The 26,338-nt window shown below is 45.1% G+C and carries 27 protein-coding genes; 7 read left to right on the top strand and 20 right to left on the bottom strand.

Translation table 11 applies throughout. From position 1 onward, the window contains the following. Positions 1 to 9 precede the first annotated feature (9 nt). The 3 genes from NXZ84_RS13180 to NXZ84_RS13170 form a co-directional block, all read right to left on the bottom strand. Positions 10 to 1,380, bottom strand: a complete 1,371-nt coding sequence (locus tag NXZ84_RS13180; RefSeq protein ID WP_258840797.1) for an ATP-grasp domain-containing protein — start codon at positions 1,378 to 1,380, stop codon at positions 10 to 12. A gap of 12 nt (positions 1,381 to 1,392) precedes the next feature. Then, complete coding sequence (locus NXZ84_RS13175; RefSeq protein ID WP_258840796.1) at positions 1,393 to 2,328, bottom strand: ketoacyl-ACP synthase III family protein; 936 nt, start codon at positions 2,326 to 2,328, stop codon at positions 1,393 to 1,395. 75 nt (positions 2,329 to 2,403) lie between these two features. Then, a complete protein-coding gene (locus NXZ84_RS13170; protein ID WP_258840795.1) occupies positions 2,404 to 2,655 on the bottom strand; it encodes a pentapeptide repeat-containing protein in 252 nt (83 codons plus the stop codon). A 527-nt stretch (positions 2,656 to 3,182) separates the two neighbouring features. On the opposite strand from NXZ84_RS13170, the gene NXZ84_RS13165 reads away from it, so the two are divergent. Both NXZ84_RS13165 and NXZ84_RS13160 read left to right on the top strand, forming a co-directional pair. Next, positions 3,183 to 3,524 (top strand): winged helix-turn-helix domain-containing protein, encoded by a 342-nt coding sequence (locus NXZ84_RS13165; protein ID WP_258840794.1) that lies wholly within the window; start codon positions 3,183 to 3,185, stop codon positions 3,522 to 3,524. Between the two features lie 154 nt (positions 3,525 to 3,678). Beyond that, the gene (locus NXZ84_RS13160) at positions 3,679 to 4,662 is read left to right on the top strand and encodes an alpha/beta hydrolase (RefSeq protein ID WP_258840793.1); all 984 of its coding nucleotides are present in this window, start codon (positions 3,679 to 3,681) and stop codon (positions 4,660 to 4,662) included. An 88-nt stretch (positions 4,663 to 4,750) separates the two neighbouring features. Here NXZ84_RS13160 and NXZ84_RS13155 read toward each other — a convergent pair whose 3' ends face one another. From NXZ84_RS13155 to NXZ84_RS13120, 8 genes are all read right to left on the bottom strand, one after another. Beyond that, positions 4,751 to 6,049 carry a tetratricopeptide repeat protein gene (locus tag NXZ84_RS13155; RefSeq protein ID WP_258840792.1) on the bottom strand — a complete coding sequence of 433 codons (1,299 nt, stop codon included), beginning with the start codon at positions 6,047 to 6,049 and terminating at the stop codon, positions 4,751 to 4,753. Positions 6,050 to 6,267: 218 nt separating this feature from the next. After that, positions 6,268 to 8,718 carry an ATP-dependent Clp protease ATP-binding subunit gene (locus tag NXZ84_RS13150; RefSeq protein WP_258840791.1) on the bottom strand — a complete coding sequence of 817 codons (2,451 nt, stop codon included), beginning with the start codon at positions 8,716 to 8,718 and terminating at the stop codon, positions 6,268 to 6,270. A gap of 58 nt (positions 8,719 to 8,776) precedes the next feature. Beyond that, positions 8,777 to 9,847, bottom strand: a complete 1,071-nt coding sequence (mcsB, locus tag NXZ84_RS13145) for a protein-arginine kinase McsB (protein ID WP_258840790.1) — start codon at positions 9,845 to 9,847, stop codon at positions 8,777 to 8,779. A 14-nt stretch (positions 9,848 to 9,861) separates the two neighbouring features. Continuing rightward, positions 9,862 to 10,383, bottom strand: a complete 522-nt coding sequence (gene mcsA, locus NXZ84_RS13140; protein WP_258840789.1) for a protein-arginine kinase activator protein McsA — start codon at positions 10,381 to 10,383, stop codon at positions 9,862 to 9,864. 4 nt (positions 10,384 to 10,387) lie between these two features. Continuing rightward, positions 10,388 to 10,858, bottom strand: a complete 471-nt coding sequence (locus NXZ84_RS13135) for a CtsR family transcriptional regulator (protein ID WP_258840788.1) — start codon at positions 10,856 to 10,858, stop codon at positions 10,388 to 10,390. A gap of 126 nt (positions 10,859 to 10,984) precedes the next feature. Continuing rightward, a complete protein-coding gene (locus tag NXZ84_RS13130) occupies positions 10,985 to 11,674 on the bottom strand; it encodes an MgtC/SapB family protein (protein ID WP_258840787.1) in 690 nt (229 codons plus the stop codon). A gap of 59 nt (positions 11,675 to 11,733) precedes the next feature. Then, positions 11,734 to 12,408, bottom strand: a complete 675-nt coding sequence (locus tag NXZ84_RS13125; protein WP_258840786.1) for an HAD family hydrolase — start codon at positions 12,406 to 12,408, stop codon at positions 11,734 to 11,736. A gap of 230 nt (positions 12,409 to 12,638) precedes the next feature. Beyond that, positions 12,639 to 13,628 (bottom strand): hypothetical protein, encoded by a 990-nt coding sequence (locus NXZ84_RS13120; protein WP_258840785.1) that lies wholly within the window; start codon positions 13,626 to 13,628, stop codon positions 12,639 to 12,641. A gap of 251 nt (positions 13,629 to 13,879) precedes the next feature. Here NXZ84_RS13120 and NXZ84_RS13115 point away from each other — a divergent pair, with 251 nt between their 5' ends. The 4 genes from NXZ84_RS13115 (at position 13,880) to NXZ84_RS13100 (ending at position 16,373) form a co-directional block, all read left to right on the top strand. Further along, on the top strand, positions 13,880 to 14,197 hold the full coding sequence (locus tag NXZ84_RS13115) for a hypothetical protein (RefSeq protein ID WP_258840784.1): 318 nt from the start codon (positions 13,880 to 13,882) through the stop codon (positions 14,195 to 14,197). A 143-nt stretch (positions 14,198 to 14,340) separates the two neighbouring features. After that, a complete protein-coding gene (locus NXZ84_RS13110) occupies positions 14,341 to 14,535 on the top strand; it encodes a hypothetical protein (RefSeq protein ID WP_258840783.1) in 195 nt (64 codons plus the stop codon). 145 nt (positions 14,536 to 14,680) lie between these two features. Then, positions 14,681 to 15,565, top strand: coding sequence for an ABC transporter ATP-binding protein (locus tag NXZ84_RS13105; RefSeq protein WP_258840782.1), 885 nt, complete (start codon positions 14,681 to 14,683; stop codon positions 15,563 to 15,565). Continuing rightward, the gene (locus NXZ84_RS13100) at positions 15,552 to 16,373 is read left to right on the top strand and encodes an ABC transporter permease (protein ID WP_258840781.1); all 822 of its coding nucleotides are present in this window, start codon (positions 15,552 to 15,554) and stop codon (positions 16,371 to 16,373) included. The genes NXZ84_RS13105 and NXZ84_RS13100 overlap by 14 nt, the downstream gene beginning before the upstream one ends. Positions 16,374 to 16,463: 90 nt before the next feature. On the opposite strand, the gene NXZ84_RS13095 is transcribed toward NXZ84_RS13100, so the two are convergent. From NXZ84_RS13095 to NXZ84_RS13055, 9 genes are all read right to left on the bottom strand, one after another. Then, complete coding sequence (locus NXZ84_RS13095; RefSeq protein WP_258840780.1) at positions 16,464 to 16,946, bottom strand: GNAT family N-acetyltransferase; 483 nt, start codon at positions 16,944 to 16,946, stop codon at positions 16,464 to 16,466. A gap of 141 nt (positions 16,947 to 17,087) precedes the next feature. Next, the gene (locus NXZ84_RS13090; RefSeq protein WP_258840779.1) at positions 17,088 to 18,137 is read right to left on the bottom strand and encodes a site-2 protease family protein; all 1,050 of its coding nucleotides are present in this window, start codon (positions 18,135 to 18,137) and stop codon (positions 17,088 to 17,090) included. Between the two features lie 175 nt (positions 18,138 to 18,312). Further along, positions 18,313 to 19,509: an ABC transporter permease gene (locus NXZ84_RS13085; RefSeq protein ID WP_258840778.1), complete on the bottom strand. Its 1,197-nt coding sequence runs from the start codon at positions 19,507 to 19,509 to the stop codon at positions 18,313 to 18,315. After that, a complete protein-coding gene (locus tag NXZ84_RS13080) occupies positions 19,506 to 20,228 on the bottom strand; it encodes an ABC transporter ATP-binding protein (RefSeq protein WP_258840777.1) in 723 nt (240 codons plus the stop codon). Before NXZ84_RS13080 ends, NXZ84_RS13085 begins: the two co-directional genes overlap by 4 nt. Continuing rightward, positions 20,225 to 21,319: an efflux RND transporter periplasmic adaptor subunit gene (locus NXZ84_RS13075; RefSeq protein WP_258840776.1), complete on the bottom strand. Its 1,095-nt coding sequence runs from the start codon at positions 21,317 to 21,319 to the stop codon at positions 20,225 to 20,227. Before NXZ84_RS13075 ends, NXZ84_RS13080 begins: the two co-directional genes overlap by 4 nt. A gap of 44 nt (positions 21,320 to 21,363) precedes the next feature. Then, complete coding sequence (gene yknW, locus NXZ84_RS13070; protein WP_258840775.1) at positions 21,364 to 22,071, bottom strand: YknW family membrane protein; 708 nt, start codon at positions 22,069 to 22,071, stop codon at positions 21,364 to 21,366. Between the two features lie 247 nt (positions 22,072 to 22,318). After that, positions 22,319 to 23,041 carry an amino acid ABC transporter ATP-binding protein gene (locus NXZ84_RS13065; protein WP_258840774.1) on the bottom strand — a complete coding sequence of 241 codons (723 nt, stop codon included), beginning with the start codon at positions 23,039 to 23,041 and terminating at the stop codon, positions 22,319 to 22,321. After that, the gene (locus NXZ84_RS13060) at positions 23,038 to 23,700 is read right to left on the bottom strand and encodes an amino acid ABC transporter permease (RefSeq protein WP_258840919.1); all 663 of its coding nucleotides are present in this window, start codon (positions 23,698 to 23,700) and stop codon (positions 23,038 to 23,040) included. The genes NXZ84_RS13065 and NXZ84_RS13060 overlap by 4 nt, the downstream gene beginning before the upstream one ends. Positions 23,701 to 23,818: 118 nt before the next feature. Beyond that, complete coding sequence (locus NXZ84_RS13055; RefSeq protein ID WP_258840773.1) at positions 23,819 to 24,583, bottom strand: ABC transporter substrate-binding protein; 765 nt, start codon at positions 24,581 to 24,583, stop codon at positions 23,819 to 23,821. Positions 24,584 to 25,017: 434 nt separating this feature from the next. Here NXZ84_RS13055 and NXZ84_RS13050 point away from each other — a divergent pair, with 434 nt between their 5' ends. After that, positions 25,018 to 26,298 carry an MFS transporter gene (locus NXZ84_RS13050; protein WP_258840772.1) on the top strand — a complete coding sequence of 427 codons (1,281 nt, stop codon included), beginning with the start codon at positions 25,018 to 25,020 and terminating at the stop codon, positions 26,296 to 26,298. Positions 26,299 to 26,338: the final 40 nt, after the last annotated feature.

Here is a 26,338-nt window from a genome sequence, read left to right as displayed (position 1 = left end):
TTCCTCCTTCTAGATCAGTGATTGCAACCGTTGTTCCACCTCATCGTTTAATGCATACAATTGTTCATCTTCATCAGCGATCAGAAGAGCATACAAGCGACCGGGAAATGGTTTCCCATCTTCTTGATAAGCAGCATTCATCGTTGCATGATTATGAATAAAAAGACCGCATTCGCCTCGTTTCGTCAAAAGCAGATCGTCTAGACGATCTCGTAAATCACGAAAAGGGAGGGGCCTTACCAACTGAACAGGGTAATGCTTTGCCCACATAACCTGTCCCGCTGCCACATAGCGCTCTTCCAAAAGAGACTGATAAGTAGATAAATTTAGACGAGCATTGATTTCTACATTGGGCCACAAGGAATCATCTACACCCACCATCGCATCAACCCCCATCATCCCAAAGTAGCCATCTGCGTACAAGGCATGTCCTAGCTTCTGTACTACCTCATATAGCTGCGTTCGCTGTGTTGGCGTCAACCGAGCCGGAAAGTAATGTCCTTGATGCACACCTCCCCGAGTTACCGCTTCTTTTATGGCATGCAGTAGCACCTCTCCTGTACGAGTAATTACAGCTTGTACGTTAAGATCGCATCTCTTCTCCACCCATTCCTCTAAGACAAATGCCACCTGTTCCTTCTTCCCTGTACAACTTCGAGTCAACATCTTAAGCAGCTGTTGAAAACGTTTCTCCGACTCAATTACGGTGATCCCTTTACCGGAAACACCGTGGGCATCTTTGAGCACTATCTTTTTTCCTGCCGTCAAAGATGCTCTCATACGAGCAAATCCAGACTGTAATTCGGCTATTCCTTCACAACAAACCCCCGGAACTTGTCTGATCCCTAACTCCTCATTAATCTTACGCGAATAAATTTTACTATTTACTCGCTCGAAAATAGCTTGAGAGGGAACTGCAAGTGGAATTCCTGTTAACTGTGCTAGCTCCTCCTCATGACCGGAAACACCAAAAGGAAGAAGATAGAGCGCAGAATGCTCCTGTCGCAACATCTTTAACTGGGCGATGGTCTGCTCGCATTGCAATAAGTTTTCTGTAATCGACAAGTGAGGGATATTGCGGGATAAGGAGATCATGTTAGGTAGTGGATGTTTAATTTCTTGCATATATTGCTGATAAGTAACATCCATCCCTGCCTTCATTACCACAACGTCTTCCGTAGAGGCGAGAAAAACGCCCAGTTCCTCCATCCGATGAACAATCCGACGCCCCCCTTTCCCACTCACACTTGGTAATTTCAGACGATCTTGTGCCCAATACTCCTCTACCTCAAAGTTACCGAGCAAAATCAGAGTTGCCTGCTCGTCTCCAACGACTCCTTCTTTCCATTTCGACCAGAACGTTGATGTTTGTACGTGCATGACTTATCCCCCCTAATGACGCATGACCGCCACCGTAAACACGGCTCCCAACCCTACCGTCACCAACAAATAATATGAACCCCGCCGCATCATTCCTTGCTTCACCACATCTTGATAATTGATAAACGAATCAGCGCAAAAGCAGTGGCCTAACTTCGATACGTTATCCAAGTAAATTTTCTCTACTGGAAATGAGAGCGCTCGTGCCACTTGTGTCCATGAAGATAGATTTACATTATGAGGTAATATCCACTCTATCTCTTGTAAAGACAGATTTGCTTTATCTAGCGTAAGCTGAATAGTTTTTACTAATGTAGGAACATAGGACTGTTCAAACTGGCGTAGGCTCTCTGCTGAGATATTGATACCTGCAGCGTACTGCCCACTAATCGTACGGTGTATCGCCACCACTTCATCTTTTCCCACCCCGGCTCGCACCACTAATGCTGCAGCCGCTTCGCCCATTATGGTCGTATTGGGAATCAGCTGTAACGTCGGATGGGAAGCTTTTTCACCCAACAAAATAAGTACTCGTGCCTCTGGATCGCCATCGCCACGGAGTAAATCATCTGCCAATTCCATGGCTACCAGTCCAGAAGAACAGTTTTGCTGTGTGAGCGAAAAAGAGAGCGCATGTTGTAAACCAAACTCCTCCTTCACCTCTTCCAATACATTAATCGGGTAGGGTGTTACTGTCTTAATCGTATGGCAATAAACAAGATAGCGAACGTGCTCAACCACATTCGGAGCGTACATCAAAATTCTTGCCAATGGCTTAATTAACAACGAAACGAGTGACTGCTCCTCATCCATACATATCTCATGTAATCCGTGAATTCGCTGGAAGAGTTTTATTTGATAGCGATTTAACTCCAATCTCTCTCCTAATTGTTCAATCGGGACGCGCGCTTCTGGTACATACGCCTCTACCTGTTCAAGGTGAACCACTTCCCTCCCCCTCTCACATTAGAATTGTTAAAGGAATAGGAGGAGCATGCTCCCCACAGCCCCTCCGCACCCTTGTTATGCCCGGATATCAATCGCCCTCAGGTCGATGGCACGTAAGTCGATCGCACGTAAGTCGATCGCACGTAAGTCGATCGCACGTAAGTCGATCGCACGTAAATCTATCGCACGTAGATCAATGGCACGTAGATCAATAGCGCGTAAGTCGATCGCACGTTCTTCAGCGTGCCGTACATCCGTCTTACTACTTTCTGACACCATATAACTTTGTAATTCCTCAGCACTGATAGGAGTTGCTTTGACTTCCATCATCATCCCTCCTTCCGTTGTATACGGTATAATATTTTGAATATACCGTCTTTTTAATTAATACGCCCCTCCGTCTACTCCTTCCTCTATCGCCGTACTTACACTTTATTTATGTATATCAAAATTATGGTTCTATTTATCTGAGGCAGATTGTAATACTTCAATAATAATAATAAAACATGAACAGTAAATACAAAAAACAAGCGCAGCTCCAAACTGGGCTCTATTTCCAATATTAAATATATATCTGACAATAATTCCTTCATTCCCAATAGACCCTTCCTTCTTCCCTTCCTACCTATTTTTCTCTTTTTAAAAAATAAAAAGGATTTTACACGCCCTAGCTATAATATATTACATAGGGAGTACGTCTGTCTCCTGATATAAGTGTCATTTTACTTTTTTTACTATTAAAGTTTTATTATCCTTATTCAGACAGGGGTGTGGTTCCTTACACAATATTTATTTCTGAAAACACCGTCACTTCATAACAACATATCACCCATCGAAAAGGAGTTGACTATCCCATGATGATTCATTCTAAAGATCCCATTCAATTAGGTAGTGGCTATGTACTCGACACTCATCAGGAAGTTCTTACCCAAGGTAAGTCACAACTAACTTTCTCCCGAACGGAATTTCGAATCCTCTACTTACTCGCTCTTAATCTCGGTAAGATTGTTCCAGCCGAAGAGCTCATCACCTTCGCTTGGGGTTCTCCTCACGTCGGTGACAGTACGTTATATGTATATATCAGCCGTTTGCGCAAGAAATTAATCACAGTGTATCCACACCCAACAATCATCTCCCAACGCAATGTAGGGTATGTACTCTACCCGATGTTTAAGCCTTCTACACCTACATCGTAAGCTAAACAAAGCTTTAAAGCAGTGGATAACTACGAGAAGACATACAAACTCTATCAATGAGTACACGATAAAACTTTCTACCTTAAGGGTAGCTTTTTGCCATTCATTGAGCTATTATTATTGATAATGATTCTCAATGAAAAGAGGAATAATAATGGTTGATAAAGAGATTGGACAACTTTTACACACTGTAGGAATCGAAATGAAAAAGCTTAATCACCCTACTATGGCAGAGTTAACCCCTGAGCAGTGCAGATATTATTATAAAAAAGGACTACCTTACTTCCATGCCGAGAAAATACAGATCGGACGAGTGGAGGATCGCTTGATCGACAGTGATGGATACTCTTTACCGATCCGCATCTATACACCTGAATCCACATCTTCTTCATCTTCCCTACCCGTATTAATCTATTTCCATGGGGGAGGATGGTTATTTGGTGACTTGGACAAAGACGACGCCTTTTGTCGTTACGTCGCCAAAACATGCCAGGCCATTGTTGTCTCTGTTGATTATCGCCTCGCACCGGAATCGAAATATCCGATTCCACTACAAGATGCACTCACCGCTACCACATGGGTATTTGATCACATCGCTTCCTATGGTGGTGATCCGCAAAGAGTCATCATATCAGGAGAAAGTTCTGGCGGCAACCTAGCAACTGCAGCCAGTATTAAACTACGCGCTGAAGGAAAATATCTCTTACACGGACAACTTTTAATCTGTCCCGTCCTTCACTGCAACTTTGAGACCGACTCCTACAATGCAGGATACGCATATAACTTAACAAAGGAGAAGATGCAGTGGTTTTGGCAGCACTATCTAGAAAGAGAAGAGCAGGGATTAGAAGTGAGCGCATCCCCTTTGCTCGTAGAGGATGCTTCCTCTTTACCACAAGCACTCATTATCACTGCGCAATTAGACCCTCTGCGCGATGAAGGAGCTGCTTATGCAGAGAAGTTGAAACAGGCAGGTGTGCCTGTACGCTACCTAAACTTTGACCAAATGGTACATAGCTTTGTTCATATGAGCAGTAGCTCCAAACAGGCTCGCAAAGGATTGGAGCTGGTAGTGCAAGAGTTAAATCTGATGATGAACACGGCATCTTCTCAGCAAACAGCAACCCCGCACTCTTAATTTTTATTTCACTATCTTCATGTCTTCCAAACAGGAGCTGCTTCTTTACTGGTAGCTCCTGTTTTTAATTTATCTCTACTAAAACCATTTAACCATCTGTTAATCCCCCTGCTTTTCGTAACCACATGAGCTCTTGCATAGAATCGCCTTGAGCACTATAACAGTGAGCTAATCCCACATAAATCTCTTTTAACCGATCAGGATATCTCGATTGTGAGAGTGACAATCCCTGTTGATAAGCCTCAATTGCATCATCAGGATGAAGAAGGCGTCTGTAACAATCCCCTAATCCAATCCAAGCCTCTACTTGCTCTGTATGGAGAGCGACTGAGCTTTCATATAATACTCTTGCTTCCTCGATCTGATCCTGCTTATACCAGACTCGAGCTAGCACCGATTGAAACTCTGCTTTTAACTGATTTTTGTCACTACCATCCTCTAAATCCTCCACAAAAACTAAGAGCGTTTCACACAAGATCTTCGCCATCTGTAAATCTTCCACAGGCGTGTCCATATACGTTTCTAACAACACCCGCCCCAATGTAAGGTAAGGACGCTTCTGTTTATGGTATAGAATCAGATTGACACCAACTTGACCAATCTCACTAGCACGTTGATAAAATTGTTTGCGTAAAGCAGAGCGCGCTGCTAATTCATAGACAGCAAATTTCACATCAGGGATCACAATCTCCTGCATCTTTTGAAAAAGGGTATCAATAATGCGGTCGGCTCGCTCATACTCTCCTAAACGTGTTAACACATACGCTTTATCTGCTTTTAAACTCGCTAAAATACTTGCCCGTTCCCCATCTTGTAAAAAGCAGTCTAATGCCTCTTCAATCTCATCTAAAGCCTCACGATATTTTCCATGCTCGATATGGATTTTAGCCATCATACTGCGGACTAAGGATTCCATATTATAAAATGCAGGACAATATCCCGATCTACATTCACTGATCACCTGTTGTCCGATGCGTAGCGCATGATCAAACTGACGGAGGTAATAGTACCCCTTGGCAAAGAGATAGTGATAGTATGCTTTTAATCCAGTCTGGGGAGACACCTTCATCTCATGTAGAGCCGTAAATGCTTCCTCCACACGCCGTCCCTCAATTAGCTGTTCTACCACATACATACGAAAGAGCAACTGAGAGGTATCTTTTCTTTCCATGATATCCTCCATCGTCTTTCCCATCTTTTGCGCCAATATCCTCACTTTATCAATATAACCTTCTGCGCTTCCACCCACATTACCATCGCCTGTTTCGATGCGATGAATGGTTGCTCGCGACAACCCTTCATCTACATAAGCATCAATCTTATCCCCTTTTTCATTACGTATGGATCGCAAAATCTTTCCTATACGATCCCTCTCCTGCTTGTCCATATGTTGATCTCCTTTCATTATAGCTACTCTTATAAAAATGTATATAGTTTTAATCTATGAGTATTTTCATATATTGATGAAATCATTCACTACGATAAATAAATCACTAATTTTGGAACCCTTTCAGCAATCATTGCCACTAATATATAAATAATCTATGTAAAAATTAAGTATGTCAAGTCAAAAAAGCCCCCCATCTGGGAGGCTTTTTCCTCTCTTTACTTCGTTGTTTGACTCTCTTTTTCTTCTTTGCTAACCGGCTCTACCACTAACTCTTTATCCTGGAGCGTGATACGTACGGTATCACCATGTTTTATATTACCGCGCAAAAGCTCTTCAGATAGATTGTCTTCGATATTCTTCTGAATGGCTCGCCGTAACGGACGTGCTCCGTACGTTGGATCAAAACCAACCTTAGCCAAGTGTCGTTTCGCCTCGTCGGTTAATATGAAGTCAATATCCTGCTCCAACAGGCGCTTACGCAACTCTTCTGACATGAGCGAAACAATCTCCTGCAGATGAGACTCCTTCAATGAATGGAATACAATCACATCGTCAATACGGTTGAGGAATTCCGGACGGAAGCTTTTCTTCAGCTCCTCCATCACCCGTGTTTTCATATCCTCATAATCATTATTTTGACTGGTGGTAAAGCCTAGTTTTTTATTGTTCTTAATCATGCTTGCACCCACGTTGGAAGTCATGATAATCACCGTATTGCGGAAATCCACCATACGCCCTTTACCATCTGTTAGTCGTCCATCTTCCAATACTTGCAATAAGATATTAAACACTTCCGGATGCGCTTTTTCCACTTCATCTAGCAGCACCACAGAATACGGTTTGCGCCGCACTTTCTCTGTTAACTGTCCACCTTCTTCATACCCTACATATCCTGGAGGAGCTCCCACTAGACGACTAGTGGCATGCTTTTCCATGTACTCTGACATGTCGATACGGATCATCGCATCATCATCACCGAAGAGGGAATGAGCTAACGCACGAGCCAGCTCGGTTTTCCCTACACCTGTCGGACCTAAGAAAATAAAGGAACCTATCGGACGCTTCGGATCTTTTAAACCTGCACGTGCACGGCGCACAGCACGGGAGACGGTTTTTACCGCTTCCTCTTGTCCGATCACGCGATTATGCAATACTTCCTCCAATTTGAGCAGACGCTCCGACTCTTCTTCTGCCAGCTTGCGGACCGGAATTCCAGTCCAACTGGCTACAACTTCACCAATGTCTTCAGCTGTTACCTCGGAATCCGTCTTCCCTTGATCTTCTTTCCACTGATTATGCGTCGTTTCCAGCTCTTCACGCAACTTCTGCTCGTTATCACGCAAGGACGCCGCTTTCTCAAATTCTTGACTTTGAACCGCCGCATCTTTTTCCTTCTTCACGCCCTCTAAGCGTTGTTCCAGTGCTTTCAGATCTGGAGGTACGGTAAACGAGCGCAAGCGCACCCGTGACCCCGCTTCATCGACAAGGTCGATCGCCTTATCAGGTAAAAAGCGATCCGTAATATAGCGATCTGATAACTTAACTGCTTGCTTAATCGCTTCATCGGTAATCTTTACACGATGATGCGCCTCATAGCGATCGCGTAACCCTTCTAATATCTGAATGGCTTCATCCGGTGTAGGTTCATCCACCGTAATCGGTTGGAAGCGACGCTCCAATGCCGCATCTTTTTCAATATGCTTACGATATTCATCTAATGTTGTTGCCCCCACACACTGCAGTTCTCCACGTGCCAGTGCGGGTTTTAAGATGTTAGAGGCATCAATGGCCCCTTCTGCACCACCTGCTCCGATCAACGTATGCAATTCATCGATAAAGAGAATGATATTGCCAGCTTGCCGGATCTCATCCATCACTTTTTTTAGACGATCCTCAAACTCACCCCGGTACTTGGTTCCTGCTACAACCGTACCCATATCAAGAGTCATCACACGCTTTCCACGCAGTGTCTCAGGTATCTCTCCATCCACAATCCGTTGCGCCAATCCTTCAGCGATCGCCGTCTTCCCTACCCCAGGCTCACCGATGAGAACCGGATTGTTTTTTGTCCGCCGTGAGAGAACTTGAACCACGCGCTCAATCTCTTTACTGCGACCGATTACAGGATCCAAGTTGCCCTCTTTTGCTACAACTGTCAAATCTCGAGCCAAGCTATCCAATGTTGGCGTATTCGCACTTGCCCCCGCTTGATGATTGCTTGTCATCGCTTCGCTGTTGCCTAAGAGCTGCAATACTTGTTGACGTGCCTTATTTAAACTTACACCCAAGTTGTTCAATACGCGTGCAGCTACCCCTTCACCTTCTCGTATTAATCCCAACAGAAGATGCTCGGTACCGACATACGTATGCCCCAACTTACGCGCTTCATCCATCGACAATTCAATCACTTTTTTCGCACGTGGAGTATACGCAATACTACTTGTTTCACCTTGTCCTCGACCGATGAGCGATTCCACTTCATTCTGGATCTTCTCCAAGCCTAGTCCTAAGTTAACAATCGCTTTTGCAGCAATTCCTTCTCCCTCACGAACTAAACCTAATAGAATATGCTCGGTGCCAATATTACTATGTCCCAGACGCGCCGCTTCTTCTTGTGCAAGTGCCAATACTTTTTGTGCACGTTCGGTAAACCGACCAAACATCATGGAGTAACACCTCACTATTTATATTTGTCTACTACTTTTGTCACTTTAAGATCACGCGCTACGCCTGCGCAATAGATAAACGTTCACGTATAATCATCGCGCGACGCACATCTCGTTCCTCTGGATCGAGTGCTTCCCCAGCGTGTTGTTGCAAAAAACCTGGCTGCGTCATTACCATCAGTTCATTCATTATTGTTCCCTGCAAATGAGAGATTAAACCGAGATCGATACCAAGGCGTATATCAGATAAGCGCTGCATCGCCTCTTTCGAATCCATCACTCTAGCATGCTGCAACAAACCATAGGAACGATAGACACGATCCTCTAGCTGGATTGCGCGAGCTTCTAACAAACGTTTGCGCGCCCGTTGCTCCTGCTCGATCATCTGATTGACGACCCCTTGTAGCTTCTCGATAATCTCTGCTTCGGTATGCCCTAGAGTAACCTGGTTAGATACTTGATATAAATTTCCTAACGCCTCGCTACCCTCTCCATATATTCCCCTTACCGCTAGCCCCACCTGATTTGCTGCTTGCAATAACCGAGGAAGTTGTTGCGTTAACGCTAGAGCTGGTAAGTGCAGCATCACCGAAATACGGACACCTGTGCCCACATTCGTCGGACAACTCGTCAAATATCCACTCTTCTCATGAAAAGCGTACGTAACCCGTTTTTCGAACCAGTTATCAATTCGATCAGCTATTTCCCACGCTTGATCCAATTGAAAACCTGGGAATAAGCACTGAATACGTAAGTGATCTTCTTCATTCACCATCATGCTTACCGACTCATCCCCGCTCAACACAACGCCACCATGTGAGGACTCCTCCGCAAGGTGAGGACTGATAAGGTGTTTCTCAACCAGTACCCTCTTCTCCAACTCGCTTAGTTGTTCCATGCGAATCACTTCCGGATGATCAAAAGGAGCATCCTCTTCCGCTTCCTTAATCGTCTGCTCTATATGAGAGAGTACCTCTTCTGCTTGTTCTCCAGTTGCGAGTAGAGGGAATGGATAATCTTGCAAGTTACGGGCAATTCGAACGCGACTGGAGATCACGATATCGGATTTTGGCCCTTTTCCACGCATCCATTCGCTTACTGCTTCATCGACAAACCGTTGAAAAGACATACTACTCCCTCCTTCTACTCATCTAGTTGCTGTTGTAATGTCCGTATCTGATCCCTGATCTGTGCAGCTTTTTCAAAAGCTTCACCGCGTACCGCCTCTTCCATTTCTCGCTTCAACTGTTCCATCTGCCGCCTTACTTTCAACTTTCCTCCTGCGCGCTCTGGTACTTTTCCGCGATGAGTGGTATGACCGTGTATGCGACGGAACACAGATGGCAACATCTCACCAAACGTTTCGTAACAATGGCTACAACCAAAACGACCAATCTTACTAAACTGGCGATACGTTAAGCCACACGTTGGGCAACGTAGAGTGGTTTCACTTTTGATGACACCTGCTTGCTCACTCGTACCCAAATCTAAATTTAATAAACCAGACATTAAGTTATGGATAGAAAAACCTGATTCCAGCCCAGGAATCTGCTCCCCTCGTTCTTCTGCACACACTTCACACAGATGTGTCTCTGTTTTTTCACCATTGATAATCTTGGTATAGTGAAGGGTAGCAGGTCGCATTCCGCACTGTTTACACTGCATGATCTTACTCTCCTTTCCCGGAAAACAAGGTAGCTACCATCGCTCTCAGCATACGTGCACGAATCTGGTCTCGTACTGGAATCGGAAGCTCCAGCACATGCCGGGATATCATATTCTTCATCAAGAGGGCTTCACGTTCCTTCATCAGTCCCTCCTGCACCATACGCTCAATCACACCCACCCCTTTTGCTTGATTACAACTGGGACCGATGTGGCGCATCAAAATATCAAACAAGGCTTGATCAGAAGAAGTTTTCGCTTTACAAATGCGAATGTAACCACCGCCACCTCGTTTGCTCTCTACCAAGTATCCCTTTTCTACCGTAAATCGTGTGGAAATCACGTAATTAATCTGTGAGGGAACGCATTGAAACAACTCAGCTACCTCACTTCGTTTGATTTCGATGGTTCCTTCCTTGCTCGCACCCATTATTTCAAGGAGGTGGCGTTCAATGATGTCTGAGATACTCGACATGTCACACCCTCCAATTGACTTTGACTATCTTTGACCTTTAAACTTATTATACTCCTCTTTCTCCAAAAAGCAAGAGGAGCACGGACTTTTTTTACATTTTTCCGCACTCCCCCCTATTTCATTCACTCATTCTGAATATACCCGCACCACACCTTCTACCATGCGAATCTCTTCCATCAAGTCGATCACATGATGTTCTCCTTCAGTCAGACGCATCGTAAACGTTACATCAATCGTCCCACGCTGCGTCTCTTCAGCTACTTTTACTTTCCGGACGTTTACATTCATCTCTTCTAAAAAAGATGACATCTCCTTAAGCACTCCCGGACGATTAGTCACTCGAATGCGCAAGATGTGAAGTCGCTGCTCGCGTATCCATAATGCCTCCGCTTTATTTAAAAACTCAAGACTAACCAGCGCGAGCGTCGTCGTAATTATGGCGCCCCACAAAAACCCTGCACCAATCGCTAATCCAATCCCCGCCACAACCCACAGAGAGGCTGCTGTCGTAAGTCCGGTCACCGTAACACCATGGCGCATAATCGTGCCCGCACCCAGAAAACCAATTCCGCTTACTACTTGGGCCGCAATACGAGCAGGATCAAACTGCACTTCGGGTTCATTTACAAAATCACTGAAGCCATAGATAGATAAAAGCATAATTAAAGCAGCCCCGAGACTAACGAGTATATGCGTTCGCAAACCGGCTGGATGATTATTATGTTCTCGTTGCCATCCGATCGCTCCACCAAGAACCACTGCTAACACCAAGCGCCATATCATCTCCATCGTGGTAATCGTCCAAATTGCACTCAAAATTCTCTCCTCCTTTTCTTTAGTTTCGTCTATCCAAACTTACGATCAATCTGCTCTTCTCACTCCGGCAAGAGCGACAGGATCGAATGAAATGAAGGAATAATATAGTCAGCATCCGCCAACTCCGCTTCGTCGCCAAAGTAAGGAAAGCCCTCATAGTTACAGCCAATCACAGTCTGCTGATTTGCCCTCCCTGCTTCCACATCGGAATAGCGATCACCCACCATGTATCCCCCACTGACACCATTAGCTACACACAAGCGATGAACGAGTTCCGCTTTATTAGCTACATCACTATCTCCACCCGTATAAATTCCTTGAAATAATGGAGAGAGTTCATAATAACGCACGATCCCTTCCACATACGGCTTAATTCCATTGCTGGCAATAAAGAGCGGCCACTTCTTTTCCACCAAGGTGGCAAGTGTCTCTTTCACACCTGGATACAAAGCCCCCGCTCCCGCTTCCAGTAAGGCTAATTCTTCTTCCAGCAGCCACTGATCTGCCACTTTTCGTAGCAATTCATCCGTATGTGGTAACAGTTCATCCCATATCTGATCGATCGTCATCCCAAAAACAGATTCAATTTGACGATCTGAAATCTCTATTTCCCCCAACATTCCCGCTTCCTGCAAACGTGTGAACATATTTCGAAAGGCAGGGATAGCTATGGTTTCTGTCTGAAATAAGGTTCCATCCATATCAAAAATAATAGCTGGCTTCACTATGTTCATGTTGATCTACACTCTCCCACTTCATTGGTAAGTTTATGCAGCAATAAGAAAAAACTATTTTCTTTTCGCTCAACTTTTTCTCTACCCGACCATTCTGCTCAATTTCACCTATGAGTATATGGTTATCCACAGAAGTTATCCACAGATTTTGTGGACAACTATATAAAAACCGCCGGAGACCTGCCCCCGACGGAAACGCATGATAACATGCCTGTTAATTGATCCTCTGTTTAGGAGTGTTGCACAATAATATCGTGAACTTCTTGCGGATTATTCACCGACTCGATCAGATCGTTATTGACGTACACATCGAGAAGGAGTCCCTCCTTGCCGCCATCGCGTCCCACTACTTCAATCACCACATGATAGTCGTAGATTCCCCACCGCCAGCCATCTTCAAAGAAAGTAAAGGGATATACCATCCACTCGCCAACGGTTTGGTTATCTACTACTTGAATATAAGGGGGATCTTGATCATCTAATGCTTCAAAGTAACCCTTATTCACTTGCTGCCAACCATCTTCTGTCTTCGTCCAACGCTTCACATAATATTTACCCTCGATAAATGGCAGATCCTCTAATTCTTGTGGAGTGAAGAAGTCGGCAGGGAAACAACGCAATACACCCAACTCTGGATCTTCGATCAGAAGAGCATCCTCACCCTCTGCTAATCCACGACGACGCACCTTATCTAACTCGTCCTGCTTACATGCCTCTTCTAACGCCGAGAGAACAAAGTTATTAAATGAAATCTTTTTCTCTGACATCACACGTTGAATTCTCTTTTTCAGTTCAGGGGGAAGCTCCTCCACAACAAACTGACGATTCTGCTTCATCCGCTTATCCCGCCAGAGACGCTCTGCTTCAAACTCCTTGATACGCTGTGATAGATGAGGACGTGGATTTCGTTTAGGCTTCTCTATCTCGGGCTCAGGACGCACACTTTGATGTTCCTTTGTCTTTACCCCATCAGAGAAAGATTGAAACGCAGGTACTGCAGCTGCTTTTACTGGCTCTTCCAATCGCACCTCTTCCTCTACTTCTTCAATATGCAACCGATCCTCCCCTTCGGGCTGTGGAGTAAAGTTTAAACTGCCCACTCCCCTCTGATCACTTGCCACAAGCTCCTCTTCGGGCTCTTCTGTATTAAAGGTAATCTCTTCAGCGCCTTTTACTGTACTCTTACTCCAATCCTGCTCTTGACTGTCGTGTTGGCTCATTCATAATCCCTCGCAATCCTATCAATATCTTCATATGATCCATCCACAATTCATATTATTCTCTTTTACGTATCATATCACGAAAATCGAGATAAATGTAACACTCACCCACTCGCCCAGCTCCGCTCGTACCCCTATCCTTTTCAATTTAATTGAATAATTTTCAAAAAAGTTGTTGACTCTTCTTAATCCTCGTTGTATAGTGAGGAGGATTGATAAACATTCCAAAAAAGGAAAGGAGGTCGTTGACCATGATGAAACCTATACACACGTTCACCCCTGGACACATTGCTGTTGCACACAACGTCACCCTACAAGGGATTCGTCTGTCTACCGTAGCACCATGTAATGCTTTACAACCGTTCGGTCAGTCTGCAATTACACACCCTGTTTCCGCACAAGGAACTTCTGTGTCTAACTATGCACAATTGATCGTAACACGTAGAGCACGTGTGGCTGCCGTTGCCCATGACGCAATCACTCAAGGCATTCGTCTGTCTGCACTTGCAATCATCACCTTCGCACGAGGGATTCGTGTATCTCGTGGTCGACGACTTCGACGGGCTTGAATCGCGTTAAATTATAAACGCATTCACTTTCGCCACAGGTCGTTAACGCGACCTGTGGCTTTTTATGCCTGAATCAAGGTATACAAAGCCATGGGTCGCATCAGACCTGTGGCTTTTTGCTTACAACCAAGGAGGAATACAAGATGCAACATACCCATTATGAACTTGAACAACTGGTAAAAATGAAACAAGCGGAGCTAAAAGCTGAATTCTCATCTGCTAAAAAATGGCGCCCCTCTCTTTTTCACCGAATATCAGGGGTACTTAAGCAGGATCAGCAATCCACTACAGTATATGGATTGTCTTGGGGACCTTTTATCCTAGTTAAAAAACAGTAATTCTAACTAAAGTCAAACCATGTACAATGACGTGTAAATGAATCTCCCCTGGCGGTGTTCGCGTTCCATCCGCACGCCTGTCCGTATGGAACGTGCTTCCTGCTCAGGTGGAGAATTCACTACTCTCATACGAAAGGGTGATAATATGTCAGAAGCAATAAGTGTAAAAACACCTCCACCAGCGTCACTTCCTGTTCATCCTCCATTCTTAGAGGAACAGACGGCCATTCATTGTGAAAACGTTTGTAAACAATTTGTCGAATATGAAACAGGAACTCGATCGTGGCAAAACTTTTTTCGAGGAGAGCGCAAAGTGGTTAATGCAGTTGACCATGTCTCCTTCTCCATTCATCGAGGAGAAATTTTTGGCTTACTCGGGCAAAACGGCTCCGGTAAATCGACTTTGATTCGACTCATCTCTACTCTGCTTCATCCCGATGAGGGTCGCATTACTGTCTTCGGTAAAGACGTGATCAAGCAAGCCGCTGATATTCGTCCATTCATCAACCGCGTCTCAGTGGAAGCTTCCTTTTTTAAAAAGTTATCGGCAGTAGAAAACCTGCGTTACGCTGCTCGCTTATATGGACTCCCTGTAAAAGAAGGAGAAGAGAAAGCACTCGCCATCTTAGAACGACTCGGGATTCCAAAAAACAAGATTTACTCACCCTTGGAAACCCATTCGCGAGGAATGCAACAAAAAGCGGCGATTGCGCGTGCGCTGATGACCGCCCCCACTTTAGTGCTTCTAGATGAGCCTACGACGGGATTGGATCCTACCTCAAAGCGAGAAGTACAACGCTTCGTTCAAGAGGTGCGCTCCACTCACGATGCCACGATGCTTCTCACCACACATGACATGGAAGAAGCTGAACGACTATGTGATCGCATCGCTGTCATTGATCGCGGCGCCATTGTTGCCTTAGATACCCCCGCAGGCTTAAAAAAACAGATAGGAACAGACTCGCTGGAAGAAGTATTTTTTCAACTTACAGGAGTGAACTGGGAGGATATTCAATATGAAAGCAATTAGAGCTGTATTAGCTTTTTCCCCCATGTATGCCTTTGTCGAGCGTAGCTTCGGGTTAATCCGACGTTATTGGGCGTGGGAGATGGTCTTTCTTTTCTATACAGTGATCAATACGTTAACGATCGGACTCATTGGGCTTAGCGGCAATGTAAGTGCCGCAGACCAACAACAGTTTGTCCTGTATCTCGTCATCGGTGCACTGTTCTGGGGCTTTATGTCCGTTCTCTTTGAAGAAGTATCCAACTCGATTACATGGGAACGGTGGGAAGGAACGATCGAATATACATTTATGGCACCCGTGCACCGTATTACGCATCTATTTGGAATGTGCATGTTTGCCATTTTATATGGAATTTTTCGTACAGTTATCGTGCTCTTGGTAGTGGCGCTCTTTTTCGATCTCACGATCGATACTGCGTCACTGCTACGCTCCCTTGTCGTTCTTTTTCTAGGTAGCCCTGCCTTTATGGGACTAGGAATTATCGCTTCCGTGCTCCCCTTACTCTCGCCAGAAAAAGGAGCTCAAGGGACACATATCATCCAGGGGATCATTATGCTCGTGTCTGGGATATATTACCCAGTAGAAGTATTACCGGTATGGCTCCACCCGATCGCTTATGCCTCCCCCGGTACTTATGCCCTTGAAGGAGCAAGAGCTACCTTGCTAGAGGGCGCCACCCTCGTCGATATTATGCCTGCTCTCTTAAAGATGGTAGGTATCGGGGTCGTGCTTATCCCATTAGGACTTTGGATCTTCTCTATCGCCGAAAAACATGCGATGCGCACAGGCAAGTTAAAGCGGAATGGATAGGAAAGAAAACAACTTCACAAGCCAAAAAAGCTCTACTAGCGCCGGGAGAACCTCTCCGCGCGCCTAGTGGAGCTTTTTTATATACAGCGATCATCGCACCCACGCAAAGGAAGTGCGCTCTTCTACTTCAGCAACATCCCATTCGCCTCCACCCAACCACAGTGTCGCTTTTCCCGTCGGACCACGAAATAACTGAAAAGCTTGCAAACCGCAAGTAAAACACAACTTCAAACTAGCCGTATTGTCACAGGCAACCCTCGTATATACTTTCCCCAGATTTGCTAACGCCTCATCTAGTAACTTCTCTGCCACTCGCTGTTTGCGATAATCAGGGTGAACCGTAATCAATGCTTCATCCAATCCATACCCACCAAATACAATAACTCCAACTAACTTCTTATTAACCGTAGCCACTGCTACCCACGTGCCTTCATCCCATTGTTGTACAGGAAGATCTCTAAACCACCGCAAAGCTTTATACGTAATGCGGCCTTCACCATATCGCTTCATAAAACGTAATAAAGCTGCACGCACACGTGGCAATCGTCTATGATCGATTACACTTAGTTTCACTTAGGTCGCCCCTTCTTTCGGTGTAAAGAAATTACGATCAACATTCCCCACTATAAAAATGAATAGTATGATGTTTCCTTATCCTATTCCTATGCGGATGTCCGTTGATGGGTACCGCCTCCCCCCAGGTTGGGCATACAGCTAACTAACCACATAGGGGCTGAGGAGGGCAAACTGACTAACGTGATAAATCATAAAGAGAAGGAAAAATGCTAAACCGAGATATACCGCTCCATAGAGAAATCGCACCCATAACTCTACCTGATAATAAGTAGCTTCTTTCTTCAATCCACCTTCACCAGGAGCCACCTGGTACTTCCCTTTTATCTTCATAATGATATAAGGCTCACCTTTCTCATCTGTCCGCTTACTACTCCCTACTAAGCGCGCCCACAAAAAAACTCCCTTTTGTTTCTGATCGTGATAAATCTCGCCTATACCAGGATACTTAAATTTTAGATGAGCCTCTTTATCCTCTACGGTACAATATTGATGTAGCTCTAGCTCGCGCTCATGTTGCTCCCCAGGAATCGGCATGCCGGCGGAGAGAAAACGGTCCGCTTCCACACCGATTTCCATCTGATACGAGCGTACCTCCTCTGGTTTCTTCAAATACGCACGGTAAAACTGATAAACAAAGATCAACCAGATGATCAGTAAAATCCAACTCCACGTAAACACGATCAGCGCAAAGCCAGCCAGCATTCCAATTACCCAGAGCCACCGGGATATCGCTACCACAATTCTTCCGCCGTCTAAAGGATGGATAGGCAAAAGATTAAATAAATTGATCCAAAATCCGATGACGGCGACGGTATACAACCCTGTCCACCCTGTCAACCATGCGAGCAACAAGCAACAAATCGCACCCACTGTACCCAGCAGAGGGCCTCCCAATGCGATAAATGCCTCTTCCTCCGCGTCCCGTGGTTCTTCACGCATCATGATTAATGCTCCGAGGAAAGGAATAAAGGCAGGAGCAGACACAGCGATTCCACGCAGACGAGCGGCATAAACATGCCCCATCTCATGTATAAAAATCATTAACACCAACCCTACAGCGAATGACCATGGCAACAAGATTGAAAAAGCCAATACTGATACCACCATACTAAGCAGGGTTCCCCCATAATTACCTGGCTTTAGCATGCGCCATCCTCTGCTTTCTTTCTCCTCGGATGAATCCGACACACCTGCCCCTCCTTCGCACTTATATCTTCTCTTCATCTTATTCCCGAGCTCTGCCATTTTCAAGCATGGGAAAGGTACCCGTTATCAGCTCATCTCTCAAGGAGCACACCAAAGGAAAGGAGAAGGCGGAATACATCCACCTTCTCCTCACACTACTCTTTTTTGTTCTCTATGATTAATCATAGCGTAAACACTCAATCGGATCTAATCGAGAGGCTTTATTGGCTGGAAGCAGTCCAAAAATAACACCAAACAACATCGAAAACAAGATACTCCCAATCGCCACCGGGATAGAAATAGCTGCCGATAGTGGAGACATCATCTGGATCAGTTCTGCCACACCTGCTCCTAGCAATAATCCGATCACACCGCCGAGCAAGCACAGACTAACCGATTCAATCAAAAATTGCACCATGATATTAGCGCGTGTTGCCCCCAGCGACATCCGGATACCGATCTCGCGCGTCCGCTCTGTCACCGACACCAACATGATGTTCATCACCCCGATCCCACCGACGAAAAGAGAGATACCACCGATGCTTCCAATTACAGCTGTCATAATCCCAGTCACTTTCTTTATTCCTTTTGTTAACTGCTCTATATTTAATACCTGGTACTCATCCTCTGATTGGTGATTGCGGTGCAGGAGGGTAACCGCTTCATCTCCCACTCGCTCCATCTCACCCGCTTCTTTCACTTGCAAGGTTACCTGGGAGATCTCCGATTTACCAAAAACATTTTCCCAAGTAGACTGCGTCAGATATACCTCTTCAAACTGGAATGAGGCATAAAGGCCAGTCGGTTCTTCTAATACGCCAATCACCTTGACCGGCTCATTCCCTATACGCACAATCTTACCTACAGGGTTTTCATCGTCAAACAGCTCTTTTTTAGCCTTTGCACTAATTAAAGCGCCCGATTGCCCCCCCAGATAATCACTCGAACGAAAGGAACGACCGTGCTCCACTGCCACTCCCTGTGCACTTAAAAACTGGTTGCTATTAATCCCATACACGTTTGTTCCTGGCACTTTTTCACTCTGGTAACTTACTCCTACTACAGCAGAACTAAAGGTAAGAACACGCTCTACCCCTTTGATTTCTCCCAGTTGACGCAAGTCCGATTTCGTAAAAAAGCCAAGCGGTGTTGTTCCGTTATTTTCTATATATACTTCTTGGGTGGGTTGAATCGTTAACGAGTTCCCATAACCTGCAAAGCTCTCTGTCAACTGTTCCTCCCCACCCTGACCAATTGCTACAATCACGATAACGGAAGAGACACCGATGACGATCCCCAACATGGTTAAGATGGAGCGCATCTTATGGGCACGAATGGAATCAAACGCCATCTTGATGCTTTCCCAAAAATTCACTGGCCCTCTCCACCTTTCCACTGCGGCACAACCTGTTCCTCGTCCGCACGCCCAGTATCTTCTACTACTTGTCCATCACGTAAGAGAATCTGGCGATGGGCACGCTCAGCTACTTCGCGTTCATGCGTAATAATGACAACGGTTTTGCCTTCTGCATGCAACTCATCAAACAGATCCATCACCATCGCCCCAGAGGCTGTATCAAGCGCTCCTGTCGGTTCATCTGCTAACAAGAGCAGCGGCTGGTTCACCAGTGCGCGTGCAATGGCAACCCGTTGCTGTTGACCTCCAGATAGCTCCATCGGACGATGATCCATGCGATCTCCCAGTCCCACACGAATAAGAGCCTCTTTTGCGCGTTTACTCCGCTCTTTTTTATTCACCCCTGCATATACCAGTGGCAACGCTACATTTTGCAGTGCACTCATCCGTGGTAACAATTGAAACTGCTGAAAAACAAAGCCAATCGCCTCGTTACGAGTTTGCGCCAATTCAAGATCCGTTGCGAGCGAAACATCACGCCCATCCAAATGGTACGTTCCCTCTGTCGGACGATCAAGACAACCGATGATATTCATCATCGTGGACTTCCCCGATCCCGAAGGTCCCATGATCGCTACATATTCCCCTGCAGTCACCGTGAGATTAATGGCAGAAAGCACGGGCACATCTAACTTGCCCGTGCGATATACTTTGTGAATATCGGATAAGACGATCATGGAGACTTCACTTCCGTTCCCGACTTTAGATCCTCAGGAGGCTCTATGATAACCTGCTCATCCGTTCCTACTCCATCTATGATTTCGATCTTACCCTCTTGCGCAAGCCCGATCTCTATTTGTTTCTCTATCGCACTCTGTCCCTTCACCACAAACACAACCTGCTTTTCATCGCGTTGTAGGACAGCTGTTTCTGGAAGTGTATTCACTTCTTTTTCTGTCGTCGCTATTTCCACGATCAAGCGTGACCCTAGCTTTGCAGGAACAGGTTCATCTAACTTAATCTCAACTGGATACTCCACTTGACTGGATCCTTCCCCCACCGCACTCTTACTCTCTGGGGTTAATCCTACCAGAGTCACCGTCCCTCCCCATTCCTCTCCTGGTAGTGCATCGGACTGAATGGTAGCACGCTGCTTCTCTTTCACCTTAATCGCTTCTAGTTCTGATATCTGAGCCTCCACTTTTAACTTCTCTAAATCAGCGACAACCACGAGTGGAGAAGCCGTATTAGCCGCTGAAGCTATCGAATGGACAGACACAACGACACCTGCCTGCTCACTTGTAACAGCCAATTTGGCTTGCTGATTTTTCACCTGTTGCAATGAGTCTTCCATCTGTTTAACTTCCACATTAACAAGTTTTAGCTCTCGCTCGATCTGGTCCGTACTCTGACCCGTCGCCCCACTGAGCGCTGCCTCTTCTTCCGTCTGCTTTTTCGCTTCCTCTAAAGCCGCATATAGATTGGAACGCTGCACCTTCACCCGTTCCAATCCCAGTTCTGCCTGCTTGCGCTCGGCTGCAAGAGCTGGGTTCTCATACTTTACAAGGGGGTCGCCCTTCTTCACCTTGTCGCCCGCCTTAACCTCAATCTTCTTCACACTGCCACGCTCCGGCTCCAAATAGACGGTCTGTTGTTTATCCGAAGCTAATGTACCCGAAGCCATAATGGTCTCACTCATGGTGTCTGGAGACAGCTTCGTCGTCTTTGCTGTAATTACATCACCCTTATTCTTTAACACAGCTAACGTAACCATCACTCCGATGAGAAGTACGACTCCTATCCCGATCCATATCTTCTTATTTTTCATTATCTGCTCCCCCGATGACTTATGTTACGATTCAGGCTAAGCTCTTACGCCATTCCGATCATTGCCCCAACAACATTTAATAGTACGCCCAGCGAAAATACGACCAGAGCTACAGTCCAACCTTTCCCTCGTGATACACTACCTACGATTGATAAACCCATCGCTGTTAAGATCAACTGCCATATTGTAAAAATCTCAATGGTGCTGAGTAACGCACCCACAACAGCACTCTCTGTTTCTACCATACTAGCTAAACTAGTAGGATAGGTAGAAATCTCGTCAAGCAGAGGCTGATAAATACCGGTAGCGATCGTCACCACTAATAAAGTAGAACCTAATAAGCTAATCACCATCGCATAACTGTTAACGGATAAAGTTTGTCTGTAAGTAATATCGCTATTAACCATACGCATGAGAAACCAATGAAGTAAGGTGGTCAGCAGGATGACGATAGGATAAACAAACAACATTCCCAGCGCCCCAACCCCTACCATCATCCACTTCATACCCTCCAGCATGGCATCACTTACTTCCTGCCCATTCACCTGACTCATCATTTCTTCTTGCCCTTCCGGGGTACCAACAATCAAAAACATACTTAACGTTATCAATAGAGTATTTAATAAAGTAACTGTGATCAACGCACCCCAAAAACGCGGATTTTCTTTGATCCGCGCAAATTGTTCTCCCGGGCTCATAATCATCCCTAAAATAGACGGCTTCTTTTCTGTCTGCATGGTTTCAGTCTCCACTATACAGCCCCCACTCTTTTCTTTTTATCAATCGTATTTAACTTTTGGTTTCTTCTCTAAATATTGTATCTAATCCCTTGGAAAGGAGCAACCTCTTTCCCTACTCTCATTCATCTTAGCCATTACTGTTAACGCTTTCATTTTCATATCCACGGCAAGATCTCATCTCGCCGTGGATATCTATCATCTCTTATTATAAATACGATCCCTCTACCCATCCTATGTGAACGGATCGCTAACATGCTCCTTACAATACCTTACTTAAAAACTCTTTTGTTCGTTCCTCGCGCGGAGATTCAAAAATCTCTTGTGGTGAACCCTCTTCCGTAATCGTTCCACCATCTAAGTAAACAACTCGATCTGCCACTTCACGCGCAAATCCCATCTCATGTGTAACGACCACCATCGTCATTCCCTCATCCGCTAACTCTTTCATCGTCGCCAGCACCTCACCTACTAACTCCGGATCAAGAGCGGACGTTGGTTCGTCAAAGAGCATCACTTTCGGTTGCATCGCCAATGCCCGTGCAATTGCCACACGTTGCTTTTGACCACCGGATAGATGAGAAGGGTACGCCTGCGCCTTATCACTTAGTCCCACCTTATCTAAGTATTTATGGGCAATCTTCTCCGCTTCTCCTTTTTTCATCTTCTTTACCTGCAGCGGAGCTTCCATCACATTTTCGACTACACTCTTATGGGGAAAAAGATTAAAGTGTTGAAATACCATTCCTACCTTTTGTCGTACGAGATTAAGATCATCTTTCTTCGGATCTACTAACTCACCATCAATCGTAATCTCTCCACTATCTTCAATCTCTAAAAAGTTAAGACAGCGCAAAAGTGTACTTTTCCCAGATCCGCTCGCACCGATCAAGCATACCACATCACTTTCCGCTACTTCCAAATCGATGCCTTTTAATACATGCAGACGACCAAAAGATTTGTGTAGATTTTTGACTGTAATCATGTATGACTCCCCTTTGCATCGACATCCAATCGTTTTTCCAAACGGTTTACGAGCAATGTAAAGATCAAGACGAGCGCCAGATAATATAATCCGTTCACCGCATACGTTTGAAACTGCATAAAGTTGCTTGCCGCTTCTGATAATCCTTGACCCCACAATTCCTGCACTCCGATATATGCAACCAGAGATGAATCCTTTAATCCTATGATAAACTGATTAGCGATCGGAGGAATAGAACGCTTAAATGCTTGTGGCAACACAATTCGCTGCATCGCTTTTGGGTATGACATTCCAAGTGAACGCGCTGCTTCCATTTGACCCCGATCGATCGACTGGATAGAACCACGAAAAATTTCCGCGATATAGGCACCATTATGGAGGGCGAGCGCAAACACCCCTGCCCAGAATGGCTCGAGCGTAATACCAAAAGAGACAAGCCCAAAATAAAAGATAAAGACCTGTACAATCAACGGTGTTCCACGAACAATGGTAATATACACATTGGCAATCCAATTAAGTGGTTTAAATGTGGATAGCTTTAAAAATGCAGCACCTAAACCAAGAATGGTTGCGAACAAAAGCGAGAAAAAAGTGATCTCAACAGTGATGAGGGCAGCCTCAGAAAATTGCCCCACTGTTTTTACTGCAATCTCTCCCATCTGATTAAATTGCTTCAATATATTCTCAATATCCACGCAGGTAACCTCCCCCATTTGAAGTAAAAAGAGGGGTGCACCCCTTTCCTCTGCACCCCTTCATCACAGCACTCATGATCGACTACTTTTCTTCTAACATATTTTTATCAAACCATTTTTTACTGATCTTCTCATACGTTCCGTTGTCAATAATGGCTTGCAACGCTTTGTTAATCTCTTTTTGCAGCTCTGTATTTCCTTCTATCACTGCAATCCCCATCTCATCTTGCGATAATGGTTCGCCTACACGCTTCACCTCTAAGCCTGCATCTTGAATGGCATAGTTGCCTACTCCTTCATCCGTGATGACAGCATCTACACGCCCTGTGGGTAGGTCTTGTAATGCAACCGGATCACTCGTGTACTCCACGATGTCCTTGGAATATGCCAAAGCTTGATCCTTATATGTAGAAGCTTTGACTACGCCAATCTTTTTCCCTTTCAAATCTTTTGCGCTTTTAATCTCATCATTATCTGCAGCGATAAAGACCTGCGCACCGGAGCGGTAATAAGGGTTTGTAAAGTCAACCACCTCATCACGCTTAGCAGTGATACCCATGCTCCCGATAATGGCATCAAATTTTTGTCCTTGTAAACCCGCGATAATGGATTCCCAAGGATTGGTGACTGGGTTAGGTTCTAAACCCATCTCTTTTGCGATCGCTTTTCCAATCTCTACATCAAAGCCAGTTAACTCACCATTTTCGCTAAAGTTATAAGGCTTGTACAGCCCGCTCATCGCATAAGTAAGCTTCCCTTCCTCTTGCAGCTGTAAGTTACTCTTCTCTTTACCAGTGTCGGTTTGCGAATCGGAATTTGTTTCCCCACACGCCGCTAACACACTCATACTGAGCACTAACACGACGAACAGTGAAAAATAACGTTTTTTTCGGATGATAAACCCTCCTTAGGATAGTAATGAGACCAGGAATAATCAGATTCCTGTAAACATACATACTTGCTATTACCCTTCTTTTTCCGAAATGAAACATCTTTGGAACAAATATTTCGCTATCTGCAGGAAATTAAGAGCTTATTTTATAATAATTTCACAAAAATCCCTTTACATCAACCTTTGACACAATGCGAATTAGGATGAACAGATGGTTTACAGCTTGGTCTTATGCTATTTAGTATGTGCTAACAAGTCCTGCCATGCTCATGGAAAGGTTTACTTCCGATGTTACAGTGAGATGAAAGCGTTTTCTCTATCTCTTTATGATAAGATAGTATCAGCAATGTGTACTTATGCATAATTATAATATGGAAGGAAGAGATGTTTTGAACAAAAAAGCGGTACGCGCTTGGGTCATGTACGATTGGGCAAACTCTGCTTTTGCCACGACGATGATGGCCGCCGTTATGCCTATCTTTTATTCCGATATCGCAGCAGGCAATCTATCTAAAACAACAGCGACGGCTTATTGGGGTTACACACAATCGATCGCTCTCGCTTTCGTCGTCCTCTTTTCTCCTATTTTAGGAGCAATCGCAGATGCTGCTAGCTCCAAACGCACTTTTCTTACTTTTTTTATTTACATGGGTGCGATCGCTTCTATCTTGATGGCGTTTGTAGGTGAGGGTCAATGGATATTAGCCTCACTACTCGTTATCCTAGGGACACTCTCCTTTTCCGGAGCCAATGTCTTTTATGATGCATTTCTTCCTGATCTCGTGCCAGAAAAAAAGCGAGACGAAGTCTCTACACGCGGTTTCGCCTTTGGCTACTTCGGTGGGGGAATATTACTCGCCATCAACTTATTAATGATTCAACACCCTTCGTGGTTTTTCTTACCGGATTCCTTGGTAGCAACCCAATTATCATTCGCCTCTGTCGGTGTGTGGTGGGTTGCATTCTCCCTTCCTCTATTTCGCCATGTTCATGATAAGAAACGGGAGAATACAATTAAAAAGAAAGCACGTACGTACGCGGTAGAAGGCTTCCGCCAAGTGAAAAGCACTCTTATCGGACTTAATAAGTACCCTGAGCTGCTCAAATTTCTCATCGCGTTCTGGTTCTTCAGCGATGGAATCAACACAATAGTAAAAATGGCCACCATCTATGGTCGTGAAATCGGAATTGGAACCAATGATCTGATCTTAGCTCTCTTGATCACCCAATTTATTGGCATCCCATTCACTCTGCTATTCGGAAAAATCGCCACAAAATTTGGTTCGATGCGCACCTTGATCGGAACGCTCGCATTCTACCTGATGATCGTCATCCTGGGTTACTTTATGCAGACGGCCGCCCATTTTTATCTGATGGCGATGTTGGTCGGCGTTGTACAAGGCGGTAGTCAAGCCATCTCCCGCTCGATCTTCAGTCGCTTAATCCCTGTCAATCGTTCTGCTGAATTCTTCGGCTTCTATAGCCTCTCTGGTAAATTAGCAGCGGTATTTGGCCCGTTCCTCATGGGAATCATCGCTCAACTTACAGGCTCCAGCCGCTTTGGAATCTTAGCTCTCGCTCTCTTCTTCATCGTAGGGATCTTGATGCTCTTCAAAGTGAATGAAGAAAAAGGACAGCAAGAAGCGAACATTGCACATGCATCATCATAAATCGTTAAAATGAAGTAACGAAGAGGAGCACAGCGTTGTG

The organism is Mechercharimyces sp. CAU 1602, assembly GCF_024753565.1.
Classification (GTDB): Bacteria; Bacillota; Bacilli; order Thermoactinomycetales; family JANTPT01; genus Mechercharimyces.
The sequence above is the reverse complement of the archived record's forward strand: the minus strand, read 5'-3'. Positions and strand labels throughout refer to the sequence as shown.

What these genes read in the sequence shown, in the direction of transcription:
- NXZ84_RS13180 (WP_258840797.1), bottom strand. Translation starts at nt 1,380, where the DNA reads ATGCACGTACAAACATCAACGTTCTGGTCGAAATGGAAAGAAGGAGTC.
- NXZ84_RS13170 (WP_258840795.1), bottom strand. Translation starts at nt 2,655, where the DNA reads ATGGAAGTCAAAGCAACTCCTATCAGTGCTGAGGAATTACAAAGTTAT.
- NXZ84_RS13165 (WP_258840794.1), top strand. Translation starts at nt 3,183, where the DNA reads ATGATGATTCATTCTAAAGATCCCATTCAATTAGGTAGTGGCTATGTA.
- NXZ84_RS13160 (WP_258840793.1), top strand. Translation starts at nt 3,679, where the DNA reads ATGGTTGATAAAGAGATTGGACAACTTTTACACACTGTAGGAATCGAA.
- NXZ84_RS13155 (WP_258840792.1), bottom strand. Translation starts at nt 6,049, where the DNA reads ATGGACAAGCAGGAGAGGGATCGTATAGGAAAGATTTTGCGATCCATA.
- NXZ84_RS13150 (WP_258840791.1), bottom strand. Translation starts at nt 8,718, where the DNA reads ATGATGTTTGGTCGGTTTACCGAACGTGCACAAAAAGTATTGGCACTT.
- mcsB (WP_258840790.1), bottom strand. Translation starts at nt 9,847, where the DNA reads ATGTCTTTTCAACGGTTTGTCGATGAAGCAGTAAGCGAATGGATGCGT.
- mcsA (WP_258840789.1), bottom strand. Translation starts at nt 10,383, where the DNA reads ATGCAGTGTAAACAGTGCGGAATGCGACCTGCTACCCTTCACTATACC.
- NXZ84_RS13135 (WP_258840788.1), bottom strand. Translation starts at nt 10,858, where the DNA reads ATGTCGAGTATCTCAGACATCATTGAACGCCACCTCCTTGAAATAATG.
- NXZ84_RS13125 (WP_258840786.1), bottom strand. Translation starts at nt 12,408, where the DNA reads ATGAACATAGTGAAGCCAGCTATTATTTTTGATATGGATGGAACCTTA.
- NXZ84_RS13120 (WP_258840785.1), bottom strand. Translation starts at nt 13,628, where the DNA reads ATGAGCCAACACGACAGTCAAGAGCAGGATTGGAGTAAGAGTACAGTA.
- NXZ84_RS13115 (WP_258840784.1), top strand. Translation starts at nt 13,880, where the DNA reads ATGATGAAACCTATACACACGTTCACCCCTGGACACATTGCTGTTGCA.
- NXZ84_RS13110 (WP_258840783.1), top strand. Translation starts at nt 14,341, where the DNA reads ATGCAACATACCCATTATGAACTTGAACAACTGGTAAAAATGAAACAA.
- NXZ84_RS13105 (WP_258840782.1), top strand. Translation starts at nt 14,681, where the DNA reads ATGTCAGAAGCAATAAGTGTAAAAACACCTCCACCAGCGTCACTTCCT.
- NXZ84_RS13100 (WP_258840781.1), top strand. Translation starts at nt 15,552, where the DNA reads ATGAAAGCAATTAGAGCTGTATTAGCTTTTTCCCCCATGTATGCCTTT.
- NXZ84_RS13080 (WP_258840777.1), bottom strand. Translation starts at nt 20,228, where the DNA reads ATGATCGTCTTATCCGATATTCACAAAGTATATCGCACGGGCAAGTTA.
- NXZ84_RS13075 (WP_258840776.1), bottom strand. Translation starts at nt 21,319, where the DNA reads ATGAAAAATAAGAAGATATGGATCGGGATAGGAGTCGTACTTCTCATC.
- NXZ84_RS13065 (WP_258840774.1), bottom strand. Translation starts at nt 23,041, where the DNA reads ATGATTACAGTCAAAAATCTACACAAATCTTTTGGTCGTCTGCATGTA.
- NXZ84_RS13060 (WP_258840919.1), bottom strand. Translation starts at nt 23,700, where the DNA reads ATGGGAGAGATTGCAGTAAAAACAGTGGGGCAATTTTCTGAGGCTGCC.
- NXZ84_RS13055 (WP_258840773.1), bottom strand. Translation starts at nt 24,583, where the DNA reads ATGAGTGTGTTAGCGGCGTGTGGGGAAACAAATTCCGATTCGCAAACC.